The organism is Halomonas litopenaei (genome assembly GCF_003045775.1).
In the GTDB taxonomy this organism is placed as follows: domain Bacteria; phylum Pseudomonadota; class Gammaproteobacteria; order Pseudomonadales; family Halomonadaceae; genus Halomonas; species Halomonas litopenaei.
Map to the genome: position 1 here is coordinate 711,149 of NZ_PXNS01000001.1, position 13,897 is coordinate 725,045.

Annotated in this window: 11 protein-coding genes; 7 read left to right on the forward strand and 4 right to left on the reverse strand. The window is 62.5% G+C overall.

Annotation, left to right across the window (positions count from 1 at the left end; all coding sequences use genetic code 11):
- Window positions 1-266 precede the first annotated feature (266 nt).
- From arcD to arcC, 4 genes are all read left to right on the forward strand, one after another.
- Window positions 267-1,694 (forward strand): arginine-ornithine antiporter, encoded by a 1,428-nt coding sequence (arcD, locus tag C6W88_RS03270; RefSeq protein ID WP_108131443.1) that lies wholly within the window; start codon window positions 267-269, stop codon window positions 1,692-1,694.
- A gap of 95 nt (window positions 1,695-1,789) precedes the next feature.
- On the forward strand, window positions 1,790-3,046 hold the full coding sequence (arcA, locus tag C6W88_RS03275) for an arginine deiminase (protein WP_108131444.1): 1,257 nt from the start codon (window positions 1,790-1,792) through the stop codon (window positions 3,044-3,046).
- Window positions 3,047-3,121: 75 nt separating this feature from the next.
- Window positions 3,122-4,132: an ornithine carbamoyltransferase gene (locus C6W88_RS03280; RefSeq protein ID WP_045994511.1), complete on the forward strand. Its 1,011-nt coding sequence runs from the start codon at window positions 3,122-3,124 to the stop codon at window positions 4,130-4,132.
- A 77-nt stretch (window positions 4,133-4,209) separates the two neighbouring features.
- Window positions 4,210-5,157 (forward strand): carbamate kinase, encoded by a 948-nt coding sequence (gene arcC / locus C6W88_RS03285; protein WP_108131445.1) that lies wholly within the window; start codon window positions 4,210-4,212, stop codon window positions 5,155-5,157.
- A 212-nt stretch (window positions 5,158-5,369) separates the two neighbouring features.
- On the opposite strand, the gene C6W88_RS03290 is transcribed toward arcC, so the two are convergent.
- Window positions 5,370-6,701 (reverse strand): glycerophosphodiester phosphodiesterase family protein, encoded by a 1,332-nt coding sequence (locus C6W88_RS03290; RefSeq protein WP_108131446.1) that lies wholly within the window; start codon window positions 6,699-6,701, stop codon window positions 5,370-5,372.
- 607 nt (window positions 6,702-7,308) lie between these two features.
- Here C6W88_RS03290 and leuA point away from each other — a divergent pair.
- A complete protein-coding gene (gene leuA, locus C6W88_RS03295) occupies window positions 7,309-9,015 on the forward strand; it encodes a 2-isopropylmalate synthase (RefSeq protein ID WP_108131447.1) in 1,707 nt (568 codons plus the stop codon).
- A gap of 84 nt (window positions 9,016-9,099) precedes the next feature.
- Here the strand turns inward: leuA and epmB are convergent, their stop codons facing one another.
- Entirely contained in the window at window positions 9,100-10,137 is a 1,038-nt protein-coding gene (gene epmB / locus C6W88_RS03300) for an EF-P beta-lysylation protein EpmB (RefSeq protein ID WP_108131448.1), read from the reverse strand.
- 105 nt (window positions 10,138-10,242) lie between these two features.
- Here epmB and efp point away from each other — a divergent pair, with 105 nt between their 5' ends.
- Together efp and epmA are read left to right on the forward strand one after the other, a co-directional pair.
- Complete coding sequence (gene efp, locus C6W88_RS03305) at window positions 10,243-10,809, forward strand: elongation factor P (RefSeq protein ID WP_045994506.1); 567 nt, start codon at window positions 10,243-10,245, stop codon at window positions 10,807-10,809.
- Window positions 10,810-10,907: 98 nt separating this feature from the next.
- Entirely contained in the window at window positions 10,908-11,879 is a 972-nt protein-coding gene (epmA, locus tag C6W88_RS03310) for an EF-P lysine aminoacylase EpmA (RefSeq protein WP_108131449.1), read from the forward strand.
- A gap of 84 nt (window positions 11,880-11,963) precedes the next feature.
- Here epmA and C6W88_RS21325 read toward each other — a convergent pair whose 3' ends face one another.
- Together C6W88_RS21325 and asd are read right to left on the reverse strand one after the other, a co-directional pair.
- Window positions 11,964-12,410, reverse strand: a complete 447-nt coding sequence (locus tag C6W88_RS21325; RefSeq protein WP_146164628.1) for a DUF2846 domain-containing protein — start codon at window positions 12,408-12,410, stop codon at window positions 11,964-11,966.
- Between the two features lie 463 nt (window positions 12,411-12,873).
- Window positions 12,874-13,773, reverse strand: a complete 900-nt coding sequence (gene asd, locus C6W88_RS03315; RefSeq protein WP_108131450.1) for an archaetidylserine decarboxylase — start codon at window positions 13,771-13,773, stop codon at window positions 12,874-12,876.
- Window positions 13,774-13,897 lie beyond the last annotated feature (124 nt).

The following is a 13,897-nucleotide window of genomic DNA, read 5'->3' on the forward strand; positions in this document are numbered from 1 at the left end:
GCTGCAGGCACCCGCGAAGCAAAGTTCCCTCGATCGGGACGAGCCATTGACCGCAAATCCGAGGGAAAGGTCGTTGCAAGCGGCCGAGATCAAACAGTGGTGGTGGAGCGATATAACCTGATCGGGGTCGTTATTATGTACTTCGAAAGGCGTAGTTGACACGAGTCAGCAGAGAGGTGTGTACGGCGGTTTCGGTAGCCTCACGGGGCCAAAAAGAGAGTAGCCTGAATTGGCAAACTTTTGGTCCCCACGAGGAAACCCTTCCCATGGAAAATGACACAGGAAAGCTGAGACTCGGCGCCTTGCTTGCGCTGGTCGTCGGCTCGATGATCGGGGGCGGCATCTTTTCGCTTCCGCAGAACATGGCGGCGAGCGCCGCACCAGGGGCGGTGCTGATCGGCTGGGGAATTACCGCGGTCGGCATGCTGGCACTGGTGTTCGTCTTCCAGACGTTGGCCAATCGCAAGCCGGAACTCGACGCCGGCATCTATGCCTACGCCAAGGCCGGTTTCGGCGATTATCTTGGCTTCTCTTCCGCCTGGGGTTACTGGATCAGCGCCTGGCTCGGCAATGTCAGCTACTTCGTTCTGTTGTTCAGCACCCTGGGCTTCTTCTTCCCCATCTTCGGCGAGGGCAATACGCCTGCAGCCATCGGCTGTGCCTCGATCCTGTTGTGGGCGGTTCACTTCCTGGTGGCCAGGGGTATCCAGCAGGCGGCGTTCATCAATCTGGTGACCACCATCGCCAAGATCGTCCCGCTGATCATGTTCATCGTGCTGGCCGCCATCGGCTTTCACCTGGACGTCTTCACCATGGACTTCTGGGGCACCGGCAACGCCGATCTGGGCAGCGTGATGGACCAGGTTCGCAACATGATGCTGGTCACCGTCTGGGTATTTATCGGTATCGAGGGTGCCAGCATCTATTCCGCCAAGGCTCGCGATCGTCGCGATGTCGGGCGCGCCACCGTGATCGGCTTTGTCGGTGTGCTTCTGCTTCTGGTGATGGTCAATGTGCTGTCCATGGGCATCATGAGCCAGCCGGAACTCGCCGAGCTCAAGAACCCGTCCATGGCGCTGGTGCTGAGCCAGGTGGTCGGCCCCTGGGGCGGACATCTGATCAGCCTTGGCCTGGTGATCTCGCTGCTTGGCGCCTTGCTGTCCTGGACACTTCTGTGCGCCGAGATTCTTCACGCGGCCTCCAGCGACGGCACCATGCCTGAACTGTTGAGCAAGGAAAACGCCAACAAGGTGCCGGTCAACGCCCTGTGGCTTTCCAACGGCCTGATCCAGCTCTTTCTGCTGCTGACGCTGGTCAACGAGTCCACCTACCTGAGCCTTCTTTACCTCGCAAGCTCGATGATCCTGGTGCCTTACCTGTGGTCGGCAGCCTACGCCCTGTTGCTCGCGGTAAAGGGAGAAACCTACGAGAAGGAGCCTGAGGTACGCCGCAAGGATCTGTTTATCGGCGGCCTGGCTACCCTCTACGCGATCTGGCTGCTGTTTGCTGGCGGTATCGACTATCTGTTGCTGTCGGCGCTGCTTTACGCCCCTGGTGCCGTGTTCTTCTACAAGGCCAAGAGCGAGCGTGATGAAAAGGTCTTTACCCCCATCGAGAAGATTATCTTCGCGGTCACTATCGCCTCGGCGCTGGTGGCCACGCTGGGGCTCTATCAGGGGTGGTTGAGTCTGTAGTTATGTAGTTAGACCTCGATGTTCGACATGTTACAGCGGTCAGGTTCATTGATGATGCGGTAGTGACAGTCCCGCAAAAGGGAAGGAGAAACAGAATGAAAAGTGGATCTTCACGATTGGGTGTCTATTCCGAGGTAGGCAAGCTTCGCAAGGTCATGGTGTGCTCGCCTGGGCTTGCTCATCAGCGACTGACCCCCAGCAACTGTGATGACCTTCTGTTCGATGATGTGCTGTGGACCAACCAGGCCAAGCGCGACCACTTCGACTTCGTGACCAAGATGCGCGAGCGTGACATCGAAGTGCTCGAGATGCACAACCTGCTCACCGAAACCCTCGAAAATCGCGACGCCATGCGCTGGATTCTCGAGCGCAAGGTGACCTCCAACCTGGTCGGCTTCGGCCTTGCCGATGAGGTCCGCGCCTGGCTCAGTGAACTGGAGCCCCGGAGACTCGCCGAGTTCCTGATCGGCGGGGTGTCCTGGGCCGACATCACCGAGAGCCACGGAGGCGAGACCCTCAAGACCTTCCGCGACTATCTGGGACAGTCCAGCTTCGTTCTTCCGCCGCTTCCCAACACCCTGTTCACCCGCGACACCACCTGCTGGATCTACGGCGGGGTGACACTCAATCCGATGTTTTGGCCGGCCCGTCGCCAGGAGACGCTGCTGACCTCGGCGATCTATCGCTTCAACCCGCGCTTCGCCGGCGCCGACTTCAAGGTGTGGTACGGCAATCCCGACCAGGACCATGGTTCGGCCACCCTGGAGGGCGGCGACGTGATGCCGGTGGGCAACGGCGTGGTGTTGATCGGCATGGGCGAGCGCACCTCGCACCAGGCCATCGGTCAGGTGGCGAGCGCCCTGTTCAGGGCCGGCGAGGCCGAACGGGTGATCGTGGCGGGACTGCCCCGGTCGCGTGCCGCCATGCACCTGGACACCGTCTTCAGCTTCTGCGATCGCGACCTGGTGACGGTCTTCCCTGACGTGGTCAAGGACATCGTTCCCTTCAGTCTGCGCCCCGACGAGAGCAAGCCCAGTGGCATCGACGTGCGCCGCGAGAAGGGAAGCTTCATCGAGGTGGTGGCCGAGGCGCTGGGGCTGCCGAAACTGCGGGTGGTGGAGACCGGTGGCGGCAGCTTCGAGGCCGAGCGCGAACAGTGGGACGACGGCAATAACGTGGTCGCCCTGGAGCCAGGCGTGGTGGTCGGCTATGACCGCAACACCTACACCAACACCCTGCTGCGCAAGGCCGGGGTCGAGGTGATCACCATCAGCGCCAGTGAACTGGGCCGTGGCCGAGGCGGCGGTCACTGCATGACCTGTCCGATTCAGCGAGATCCCGTCGACTTCTGACGACGTCGTTACGCGTTACTTCGCTTATTTAACTGTGAATCGACGGCTGCCCTGGTGGCCGTCAAGGAGACCCTCATGTCCTTCAATATCCACAACCGTCACCTGCTGTCGCTGATGCATCACTCCGAGCGCGAGCTGCGCTACCTGCTGGACCTGTCGCGGGACCTCAAGCGGGCCAAGTACAGCGGCTGCGAGGCCCAGCGACTCAAGGGCAAGAACATCGCCCTGATCTTCGAGAAGACCTCCACCCGGACCCGCTGCGCCTTCGAGGTGGCCGCCTATGACCAGGGCGCCAACGTCACCTACATCGATCCCACCTCGTCCCAGATCGGGCACAAGGAGTCCATGCGCGATACCGCCCGGGTACTGGGTCGCATGTACGACGCCATCGAGTACCGCGGCTTCAGCCAGGAGGTGGTCGAGGAACTGGCGGCGTTCTCCGGGGTGCCGGTCTACAACGGCCTGACCGACGAGTACCACCCGACCCAGATGATCGCCGACGTCCTGACCATGCGCGAGCACGCCGAGAAGCCGTTGCACCAGATCTCCTTCGCCTACCTGGGCGATGCCCGCAACAATATGGGCAACTCGCTTCTGCTGATCGGCGCCAAGCTGGGCATGGACGTGCGGATCGCCGCGCCACGTTCGCTGTGGCCGGACGAGGAGCATCTGGCCAACTGCCGGCGCTTCGCCGAGGACAGCGGCGCGCGCATCTGCCTGACCGAGGACCCCCGCGAGGCGGTCAGGGGCGTCGACTTCATCCACACCGACGTCTGGGTGTCCATGGGCGAGCCGGTGGAGGCCTGGGCCGAGCGCATCGACCAGTTGCTGCCCTACCAGGTCAACAAGGCGCTGATGGAGGCCGCCGGCAATCCCAGGGTCAAGTTCATGCACTGCCTGCCGGCCTTCCACAACTGTGACACCAAGGTGGGGCGCCAGGTCGCCGAGCAGTACCCGATGCTGAAGGACGGCATCGAGGTCACCGAGGAGGTGTTCGAGTCGCCGGCCTGCATCGCCTTCGAACAGGCAGAGAACCGCATGCATACGATCAAGGCGGTGATGGTCTCGACCCTTGGCGATGTGTAAGCCACGCACCAACGGATCGGCAAGATAGCCTGGCGGCCCCTGGGCCGCCAGCAACCCCGAACGGGAAGGACACTGTTATGCGTATCACGATTGCCCTTGGTGGCAACGCCCTGTTGCGGCGTGGCGAGGTCATGAACGGCGAGGCCCAGCGCGCCAACATTCGCATCGCCTGCGAGCAGATCGCGCGCATCGCATCAGGCAACGAGCTGGTGATTGCCCATGGCAACGGGCCCCAGGTGGGCCTTTTGGCCCTGCAAGGGGCGGCCTACGACGAGGACAATGCCTTTCCTCTGGATGTGCTGGGTGCCGAGACCGAAGGCATGATCGGCTACATGATCGAGCAGGAGCTCGGCAATCTGTTGCCGCCGGATGTGCCCTTTGCGTCGCTGTTGACCCAGGTCGAGGTGGACGCCGACGACCCTGCCTTCCAGCAGCCGAGCAAGCCCATCGGCCCCATCTACCAGCGCGACGAGGCCTGCCGGCTGGCAGAGCTCAAGGGCTGGACCATGGCGCGAGACGGCGATCACTACCGCCGCGTTGTGCCGAGCCCTAGACCCAAACGGATCTTCGAGATTCGCCCGCTGCGCTGGCTTCTGGAGAAGGGCACCGTGGTGATCTGTGCCGGCGGTGGCGGCATCCCCACGGTCTACGGGGAGGATGGCAAGCTCGAGGGCATCGAGGCGGTCATCGACAAGGACCTGTGCTCATCGCTGTTGTCACAGCAACTCGCCAGCGATCTTCTGATCATCGCCACCGATGTGGACGGGGTCTACCTGGACTGGGGGACCCCGCATAGCCGTCGGGTGGCGATGGCCGATCCCGATAGCCTGGAAGCCCAGGGTTTTGCCGCAGGATCCATGGGGCCCAAGGTGCAGGCGGCCTGTGAGTTTGCTCGTTCAAGCGGCAAGACTGCAGTTATCGGGGCGCTGGCCGATATCGAGGCTATCGTCGCAGGCCACGCAGGCACTCGGGTGAGTATCAGGGCCACTGGCATAAGCTTCGCCCAGGAGACGACGACTCCTTGAAGGAGGAGCGGGACATGCCTGGTTGCCTGCCCTCGTCTGGAGGCGGCTGGCTACCGCCGATGGGGGAGCGCTCTCCAGGTTGACGATCGTTAGGATGGAGCCCTCGGAATGGCGTTAGGGGCGCCAACGCCACGGAAGGCGTTCTGGCCGGGTGGTTATCCACCCGGCCGTTTTTATGCGTTCCGACTAGATTCGCGGCTGGTCATTGCCGTTCATCTTGCCAGCTCGTCGGCCATGCAGTTGGCGTAGAAGGTGACCGCTGCCGGCCAGTCAGAGAACACCGCCTTTACCCCGATATCGCGGGCCATCACGTCAAGCGCCACCATCTTGTCGCCATCGTTGTCGACGACATCGTCGATGGTCTGGTGGTACCAGGCACCGTCACGGGTCAGTGGCGCCGAGCGCTCGAAGGACCAGGCGATCAGCTCCAGTCCTGCCTCCTTGGCCTTCTCGGCGTAGACCGATGGCACGATGGGCCGGTCTTCGCTGTCCCCCTCGGCCAGCAGCATCCACATCGGCGGGGCCAGAATTTTCACTCCCATATCGGCCAGCTCCTGCATCGACGGCTCCCAGCTTGCGGGGTCGGTCACGTCGAAGCCTTCCACGTCATAGCGATCGTCCAGGTACACCGCCTGGTCGGCGAACTCGGTGTTGTCGACCCAGTAGCGCACGTCATCGAGCAGAAACGACTGGGGAAAGACGTCTTCCGGGGGCACGCCGGCCTCGACGTACTCGTCGATCAGCTTCTGGGCATAGTCCTGCTGGCTCATGCCGTCGAAGGGCATCTCGACGCTCGGTGTCTTCAGCTCCGGGGTCATCTTGACGCCCAGGTCCTGAAACAGCGCGATGCTTTCGGCGTGGCTCATCAGGGTGCCGCGATCGGCATAGAGCTCGGTGCGCCAGCGCGGGTTGCCGGCCAGGTAGGCCTCCAGGGTGTCGGCGCTGGTGTCGACGCCGTCCATGCGGCCTTCCAGGGTCTTGAACTCGGCCAGGGTGATGTCGCTGGTGCAGCACTGGACGTCGGCGGCGTTGGTCAACTTGCCATCGGCATCGAAGGTCGGTGGCACGCTGCACTGCTCGGCAAGCTCGGTCTCGAGGATATTGGTGGTGCCGTGCAGGTCGCACTGGGAGTGGCGGCAGACCAGTTCCTTGTCCTCGGTAAAGGCCACGTCGCACTCGAGCACGCCAGCGCCCATGCGCGCGGCGGCCAGGTAGGATTCCCGGGTGTGCTCGGGGAACATCAGGGGGGCGCCGCGGTGGCCGATGGAAAAGTCGCTCCGGGTGGGCTGCTCAAGGTTGGCTGCGCACTGCTCAAGGGTCGCCTTGAGCTCGGCGGACTGGGCATTGTCCTCGTCCATGTCGTCGATCAGGAAGTAGGGGCGGGGGCCCAGACTGACCGGCAGGGAGGAAGAAGCGCTGGCGTTGGAGGCGTTGTCCTCGGCCATGGCGGGCGCGACACTGGCCCCGCAGAGCGCGATGGCAGTGATCGCGCATGACAGTAACGCGGCGAGGGGAGCGGGGCGGCGGTGGTGATGGGCATCCATGGAGCGTCTCCTTTGTGTCAGCCATGCTGAACCATCAGCACGAGTCTGGTGGTGTTGTCAGAGATTACGGTGGTTCCGGGGCGCCGGAATCGCTCTATTACCCTAGTCCGGCTCGAGGACATTCACATGACAGCGAGCGCTCTTGGCGCCCGCGCTGGCGCGCCGCAGTTGACAACGTCGCTGAAGACTGATTTTCTAGAGCGCATGAACATGACATCTCGCCACCTCGACCTACGACTACTACTACGCGTTTGAATGCGCGTGGCGACGCCCTTTGTGCTTGCGTCGCCGGCAGGATCGCCACCAGTCAGGTTGAGTCGAGGTTGCAAGATGTCCGTCAGTACCCAGTGCCCCACCATGAACCCGTCCCGTCACGCCACCTGTGGTGTCCGCTCTCGTCGTTGCGACGATGTACGGATGGCTGGTGCGCGAATTGTCGTGGTCGCTATCGTCTCGGTCCTGGAACGACTTATGACGCCCCGCTCGCCTCTGGCGAGCGGGGCGTCGCCGTTTTCACCTGGCCTTTGCTCACAAGGCGCTGGCCGGGTCGCCCAACAGGCCTTCCAATAACGCTTCGCTCGACACACCCTATTCCGGAGAAAACGCCATGATGCTCAAGGACCCTTCGACCAAGTACCGCCCCTTCGTGGCCGTGGACCTGCCTGATCGGCAGTGGCCCAGCCAGCGCATCGAGACCCCGCCCCAGTGGTGCAGCGTCGATCTGCGCGACGGTAACCAGGCGCTGATCGATCCGATGGACCAGGAGCGCAAGCAGCGCTTCTTCGATCTGCTGGTCAAGATTGGCTTCAAGCAGATCGAGGTGGGCTTCCCCTCCGCCTCCCAGACCGATTTCGACTTCGTGCGCAGCCTGATCGAGGAAGACAAGGTCCCGGACGACGTCACCATCCAGGTACTGACCCAGGCCCGTCCGCACCTGATCGAGCGCACCTTTGAATCGCTCAAGGGCGCCAAGAACGCCATCGTTCACGTCTACAACGCCACCGATCCGGTGTTCCGTCGCGTGGTATTTAATGTCGACAAGCCCCAGTGCATCCAGATCGCGGTCGATGCCACCACCCAGATCCGTGACCTGATGAAGGCGGCCCCCGAGACCAACTGGACCTTCCAGTATTCTCCGGAGCTGTTCACCACCACCGAGATGGACTTTGCGGTGGAGATCGTCAATGCCGTGCGCGAGACCTTCGGGGCCAGCGCCGACAACAAGATGATCGTCAATCTGCCGGCCACGGTGGAGTGCGCCACCCCCAACAACTACGCCGACCAGATCGAGTGGTTCTGCCGCAACGTCGAGCACCGCGATCACCTGATCGTCAGCGTTCACCCCCACAATGACCGTGGTACCGGTGTGGCCGCCGCCGAACTGACGGTGATGGCCGGCGCCGACCGGGTCGAGGGCACCCTGTTCGGCAACGGCGAGCGCACCGGCAACGTCGACATCGTCACCCTGGCGATGAACCTCTACACCCAGGGCGTCCATCCGGGCCTCGACTTTTCCAACATCACCCCGATCATGCGTGAGGTCGAGCACTGCAACCAGCTGCCGGTCCACCCGCGTCATCCCTACGTCGGCGATCTGGTGTTCACCGCCTTCTCCGGCTCTCACCAGGACGCCATCAAGAAGGGCATGGCGCTGCGCAAGGAAGACCCGGACAGCGTCTGGGCGGTGCCTTACCTGCCCATCGACCCGCTCGACGTGGGCCGCAGCTACGAGGCGGTGATCCGCGTCAACAGCCAGTCCGGCAAGGGCGGCGTCAGCTACCTGCTGGAGCAGGAGCACGGCATCGAACTGCCGCGCCGGCTGTCCATGGAGTTCAGCCTGGTGGTGCAGGAGGTGGCCGATCGGGTCGGCAAGGAGATCACCTCGGCGATGATCTACCAGACCTTCGTCGACGAGTACCTGGCCAAGACCGAGCCCTACAGCCTGGTCAGCCACCGCCTGTCGTCCGAGCCGGACAGCCCGACGGTGACGCTGGAAGCCTGCATCGCCAAGGACGGTGAGCGCCACACCATCAGCGGCGAAGGCAACGGCCCGCTGGCGGCCTTCGTCAAGGCGCTGCGCAGCGAGGGCCACGACATCGAGATCATCGACTACCACGAGCACTCCCGTGGTCAGGGCGCCGACGCCGAGGCGATCGCCTACGTCGAGGTCCGGGTCAAGGGCGAGGCGGTGTTCGGCGTCGGTACCGACGAGAGCATCACCAGCGCCTCGATCAAGGGTGTGATGAGCGCGATCAACCGCTGCCTGTCCACCGAAGAGGTAGCGCCCAATGTCACCGCCGACAGCGTGGCCTGATCCGCGCCGCCGGCAAATGGCGTAAACGCACCGCCCCCGGGGGAAACCCCGGGGGCGTTTTTTTTGCAGCAAGCTTGGTGTCGGCTACAACGGCGTCTTGCTGGCTTCGCCGGGGACCTCGCGGACCAGGGTCGGCATCAGGAAGCCGGGCAGGCGGGTGCGCAACTCGTCGACCAGGGCGTTGGCGCGGGCGTCGGCCACGTCGAAGTGGGCTGCCCCGGACACCGGGTCGAAGGCGTGCAGGTAGTAGGGCAGTACGCCGGCCTCGAACAGCCGCTCCGAGAGCGCTTCCAACGCATCTACCGAGTCGTTCACTCCCTTGAGGATCACGCTCTGGTTGAGCAGGGTCACGCCGGCCTGCTTGAGCCGCGCGCAGGCGCCGGCTACGGCCTCGTCGATCTCGTTGGCGTGGTTGATATGCAGCACCATGACCTTCTGCAGGCGGGTGCCTGTGAGCCACTCGAGCAGGGGGCCGTCGACGCGATCGGGGATCACCACCGGCAGCCGGGTATGCAGGCGTAGTCGCTTGAGATGGGGGATGGCGTCGAGCCGCTCGACCAGCCAGGCCAGCTGGCGATCGCTGGCGGCCAGCGGATCGCCACCGGACAGGATCGCCTCGCGCAGGGTGGCGTCCTCGCGCAGGTAGTCCAGGGTGTCGTCCCACTGGCTGCGTGAGGGCGCGTTTTCCTGGTAGGGGAAGTGGCGACGGAAGCAGTAGCGGCAATTGATCGCGCAGGCGGGGCTGGTGATCAGCAGTACCCGTCCGGCGTACTTGTGGATCAGGCCGCGACGGGCGGTGTGCTGGGCCTCCTGGAGCGGATCGGTGACGTAGCCCTCAGGGCTTGTCTGCTCGGCATCCAGGGGCAGCACCTGGCGCAGCAAGGGGTCGTCCGGGTCTGCGTGGCGCATGCGCGCGGCAAAGGCCTCGGGCACACGCACCTCGAACAGGGAGTGGCCGGCCTCGGCGCCGGGGATCAGGGAGGCGTCGAGCCCCAGGCGGCGGCACAGCTCGCGCGGGTCACGAATGGCGCCGGCCAGCTGGCGCTGCCAGCCGCCGGGGGCGGGAAGTCCCGGCTCATCCGGGGCAGAGCAATGCAAAAGCGTCGAGCTTCGGGTTATCATGCGGGCCATCCATCGATGCGTGCGAGGGGCTTGTCCTCGCAAAATGTCAGTTGAGTGCCGCTCTGAGCCGATGGCCGGGCCGGGCACCGAAAGGAACGAGATCTCATGGCGAACTATTCTACCAACGAATTCAAGGGCGGTCTGAAGGTGATGCTCGACGGTGACCCCTGTGCCATCGTCGAGAACGAATTCGTCAAGCCCGGCAAGGGCCAGGCCTTCAACCGCGTGAAGCTGCGCAACCTGATGACCGGCCGCGTGTGGGAGCGTACCTTCAAGTCCGGCGAGTCGCTGGAAGGCGCCGACGTCATGGATCTGGACATGGAGTACCTCTACACCGACGGTGACATGTGGTACTTCATGAAGACCGACGGTTCCTTCGAGCAGTACGCCGTCGAGAAGAAGGCCCTGGGCGACAGCGACAAGTGGCTCAAGGAGCAGGTGGTGTACACCGTGACCCTGTGGAACGACAACGCCATCTCGGTCTCCCCGCCCAACTTCATCGAGCTGGAAGTGGTCGAGACCGACCCGGGCCTCAAGGGCGACACCGCCCAGGGCGGCTCCAAGCCGGCGACCCTGTCCTCCGGCGCGGTGGTGCGCGTTCCCCTGTTCATCAACCAGGGCGAAGTGCTCAAGATCGACACCCGTAGCGGCGATTACGTCTCCCGCGCCTGAGGCGAGGGCGATATCCCCGGATCGGCAGATCGAGATACAGACAAAGGCCACGCGATCGCGTGGCCTTTGTCGTTTGGGCAAGTGGTAAGGAACGAACGATGACAGACTGGCAACCCACGGCCTCGCTGGACACCCTGCGCCGCCGCGCCGTGCTGATGCAGCGGGTGCGCGGTTTCTTTGTCGAGCGCGGCGTGCTCGAGGTGGAGACCCCCTGTCTCGGTCACGGCGGCAGCACCGACGTGCACCTGGCGTCGCTGTCCTGTCGAGCGGTCACCCCGGCGGGCAGCGAAACCCTGTGGTTGCAGACGTCGCCGGAATTTCACATGAAGCGCCTGCTGGCGGCCGGCAGTGGGCCGATCTTCCAGATCGCCCGCAGCTTTCGCGACGGCGAGGTGGGACGCCGCCACAATATCGAGTTCAGCATGCTGGAGTGGTATCGCCCGGGCTGGAGTCTCGATGCTTTGATCGAAGAAACCCAGGCGCTGATCCGCGAGGTGCTGCCGTTCGATCCTGGCCCGACGCGAAAGCGTCGCTATCGCGAGCTGTTTGGCGAGGTGCTGGATATCGATCCTTTTGAGGTGGAAATCGCATCACTTCGACGTCTTGCCGGTGAACGCGGTGGCCTCGACATGGCCGAGGCGCCGCGCGATGAGTGTCTCGACCTGCTGATGAGCCTCGTCATCGAGCCCGAGCTAGGCCGCGACGGCATCGACGTGGTGCTGGATTACCCGGCCAGCCAGGCGGCGTTGGCCCGGCGTCACCAGGACCCCCGCGACGGCGCCTGGGTGGCCTCGCGCTTCGAGGTGTATCTCGATGGGCTAGAGCTTGCCAACGGCTATGACGAGCTGACCGATGTGGACGAACAGCGCGCACGCTTCGCCGACGACAATCGCGCCAGGCGTGAGGAAGGCCTTGCCGAGGTCGACGTCGACGAGCGCCTGCTGGCGGCGCTGGGCGCCGGCATGCCCGAGGGCAGCGGGGTCGCCCTGGGACTCGACCGGCTGATCCAGCTGGCGCTGGGCAAGTCGCGTCTTGAAGAAGTGATCGCCTTTCCCACACCGCGCTGTTGAGGGGGGCTGTTGTCGTAAAGTTGAGAAGTTGTTCCCAGCTCCTTGGTAATAATTGGTCAGTCGTTATTCGTGCATGATTATTTTTTAGTCATTGGAATGTGGCTCATACCTTCCGGATGATATGTTTTCTTGGGCTTCATTTATTTCATTTTGTTCTCTAACCAAAACTGCATAGTCAGAGAAGTTTAAAAGAAAGGCTCTGAAGAAATAATTTTGATCCGGTTCAAACTCGACGGGAATGTACTGAGGAAATATTCCTCCTGATAGCTTGTATTCATAGTTTCCTGGCTTGACTTCAAAATAACCATACTCACCGGTGTTTAATGATAGTTCTGGGTATCCTTTTATTTCGAAGTCGACATCTGAACCCGCTCCTAGTATCCCAGTTTTCCATTGGTAAACGTATACCCCAGACTTCCCGTGGGTTGGTGACCTAAAGTCAGAGGTTGTGTCAAGATTAAGGTCTTTATAGTCTGTGGCGGCGCAACCAGAAATAAAAGAAAATGCAATTAGAAATAGTGTTCTTTTCAATCTTCTAGTCTCTTGGTATTTGGCTTTCAAGCTGTCGATAGTGTAAGTTTTAAAGTTTTATACTTTGAGGCTTGGTTTTTTGTCGCCATCTGTTTTCTCTGCAATCGATACTGAATTTTTCACGTTTTTAATGTTTTTATTTATGCTGCAGCGTTGGTTGGATTTTTTGTGGTTGAGATGCTTGATTAAAAATTCTGGTTAGGGCGAGCGAGTTTTGCAAAATTTTTTAGTATTTTCAAGTAAATTGTCGACGGGGGTAGGAAGATGAATGTATGAAGTGATTTTTCTGGTTTATGTTTCGTTGAAACGATAACCTAAGAGCGCACAGGAAGTGAGTGTTGATTACTTGCTGCATTTTGTTGAGAGGAATCTCAAAAGGGGCGGCCACCGCCGCCCCTTTCAATAGTGTTCTCATGCCAAAGGCGTTGTCATGCCACCGGCGTTGCCGACACACCTTGGCGCTTCAGTCCGCGCTGGCGGTCGCTTCGTCGTCTGCCGTCGCCGGTGCTGCGCTGGTTCCCGGCTCGCCGCCCAGGCGTTGGCCCATGCTCACCGCGACGGGGCTGCCGGCCTTGCCGCTCAAGGCATCGAAGTCGACCTTTTCGGCGAAGGCCATGACCACGGTGGAGCCGAGCTTAAAGCGGCCCATCTCGGCACCCTTGGCGAGGTGAATCGGGCGATCGAAGCGGACACGCTCGACCCGGCCGGACTGCGGTGTCACCTGGCCGGCCCACACCGTTTCAATGGCGGCGACGATCATCGCGCCCACCAGCACCAGCACCATGGGGCCGTGTTCGGTCTCGAAGTGGCACACCAGCCGCTCGTTGCGGGCGAACAGGCCCGGGACGTGGCGGGTGGTGGCGTCGTTGACCGAGAACAGGCGCCCGGGCACGTAGACCATCTCGGTCAGGGTGCCGGCAAGCGGCATGTGCACCCGGTGGTAGTCCTTGGGCGACAGGTAGACGGTGGCGAAGCTGCCGCTCTGGTAGCGGGTGGCCGCCCTGGGGTCCCCACCGAGCAGCTCGGTCATGCTGAAGCGATGGCCCTTGGCCTGGACCAGCCGACCATGGTCGATGGCGCCCCATTGGGACAGGGTGCCGTCGGCGGGGCACAACAGGCCGTCTTCCAGCGGGCGGGCGCCGGCCGCCAGCGCCCGGGTGAAGAAGGCGTTGAAGCTCGGGTAGACCCTGGGGTCCGATTCCACCGCCTGGCTCATGTCGACCTTGAAGCGCTTGATGAAGGCGCGGATCAACAGGTTCTTGAGCCAGCCGATACGGCAGTCGGCAAGCAGACCGACCAGGCGCGACAGCAGGTGGTGGGGGATGGGGTACTGGATCAGGGAAAACAGCTTGGCGAGGGTCACGAAGGGACGATCTCCGGGTGGTCAATGACGCGCACGCGGCCTCACGGCCGCGCCGCTGGTGTAATCAAGTGCCCTAGGCTCAGTCCGAAAAGTCGACGAGCGCAGATACTTTTCAGACAAGCCC

What these genes read in the sequence shown, in the direction of transcription:
- C6W88_RS03280 (WP_045994511.1), top strand. Translation starts at nt 3,122, where the DNA reads ATGTCCTTCAATATCCACAACCGTCACCTGCTGTCGCTGATGCATCAC.
- C6W88_RS03290 (WP_108131446.1), bottom strand. Translation starts at nt 6,701, where the DNA reads ATGGATGCCCATCACCACCGCCGCCCCGCTCCCCTCGCCGCGTTACTG.
- arcD (WP_108131443.1), top strand. Translation starts at nt 267, where the DNA reads ATGGAAAATGACACAGGAAAGCTGAGACTCGGCGCCTTGCTTGCGCTG.
- efp (WP_045994506.1), top strand. Translation starts at nt 10,243, where the DNA reads ATGGCGAACTATTCTACCAACGAATTCAAGGGCGGTCTGAAGGTGATG.
- epmB (WP_108131448.1), bottom strand. Translation starts at nt 10,137, where the DNA reads ATGATAACCCGAAGCTCGACGCTTTTGCATTGCTCTGCCCCGGATGAG.
- arcC (WP_108131445.1), top strand. Translation starts at nt 4,210, where the DNA reads ATGCGTATCACGATTGCCCTTGGTGGCAACGCCCTGTTGCGGCGTGGC.
- epmA (WP_108131449.1), top strand. Translation starts at nt 10,908, where the DNA reads ATGACAGACTGGCAACCCACGGCCTCGCTGGACACCCTGCGCCGCCGC.
- arcA (WP_108131444.1), top strand. Translation starts at nt 1,790, where the DNA reads ATGAAAAGTGGATCTTCACGATTGGGTGTCTATTCCGAGGTAGGCAAG.
- leuA (WP_108131447.1), top strand. Translation starts at nt 7,309, where the DNA reads ATGATGCTCAAGGACCCTTCGACCAAGTACCGCCCCTTCGTGGCCGTG.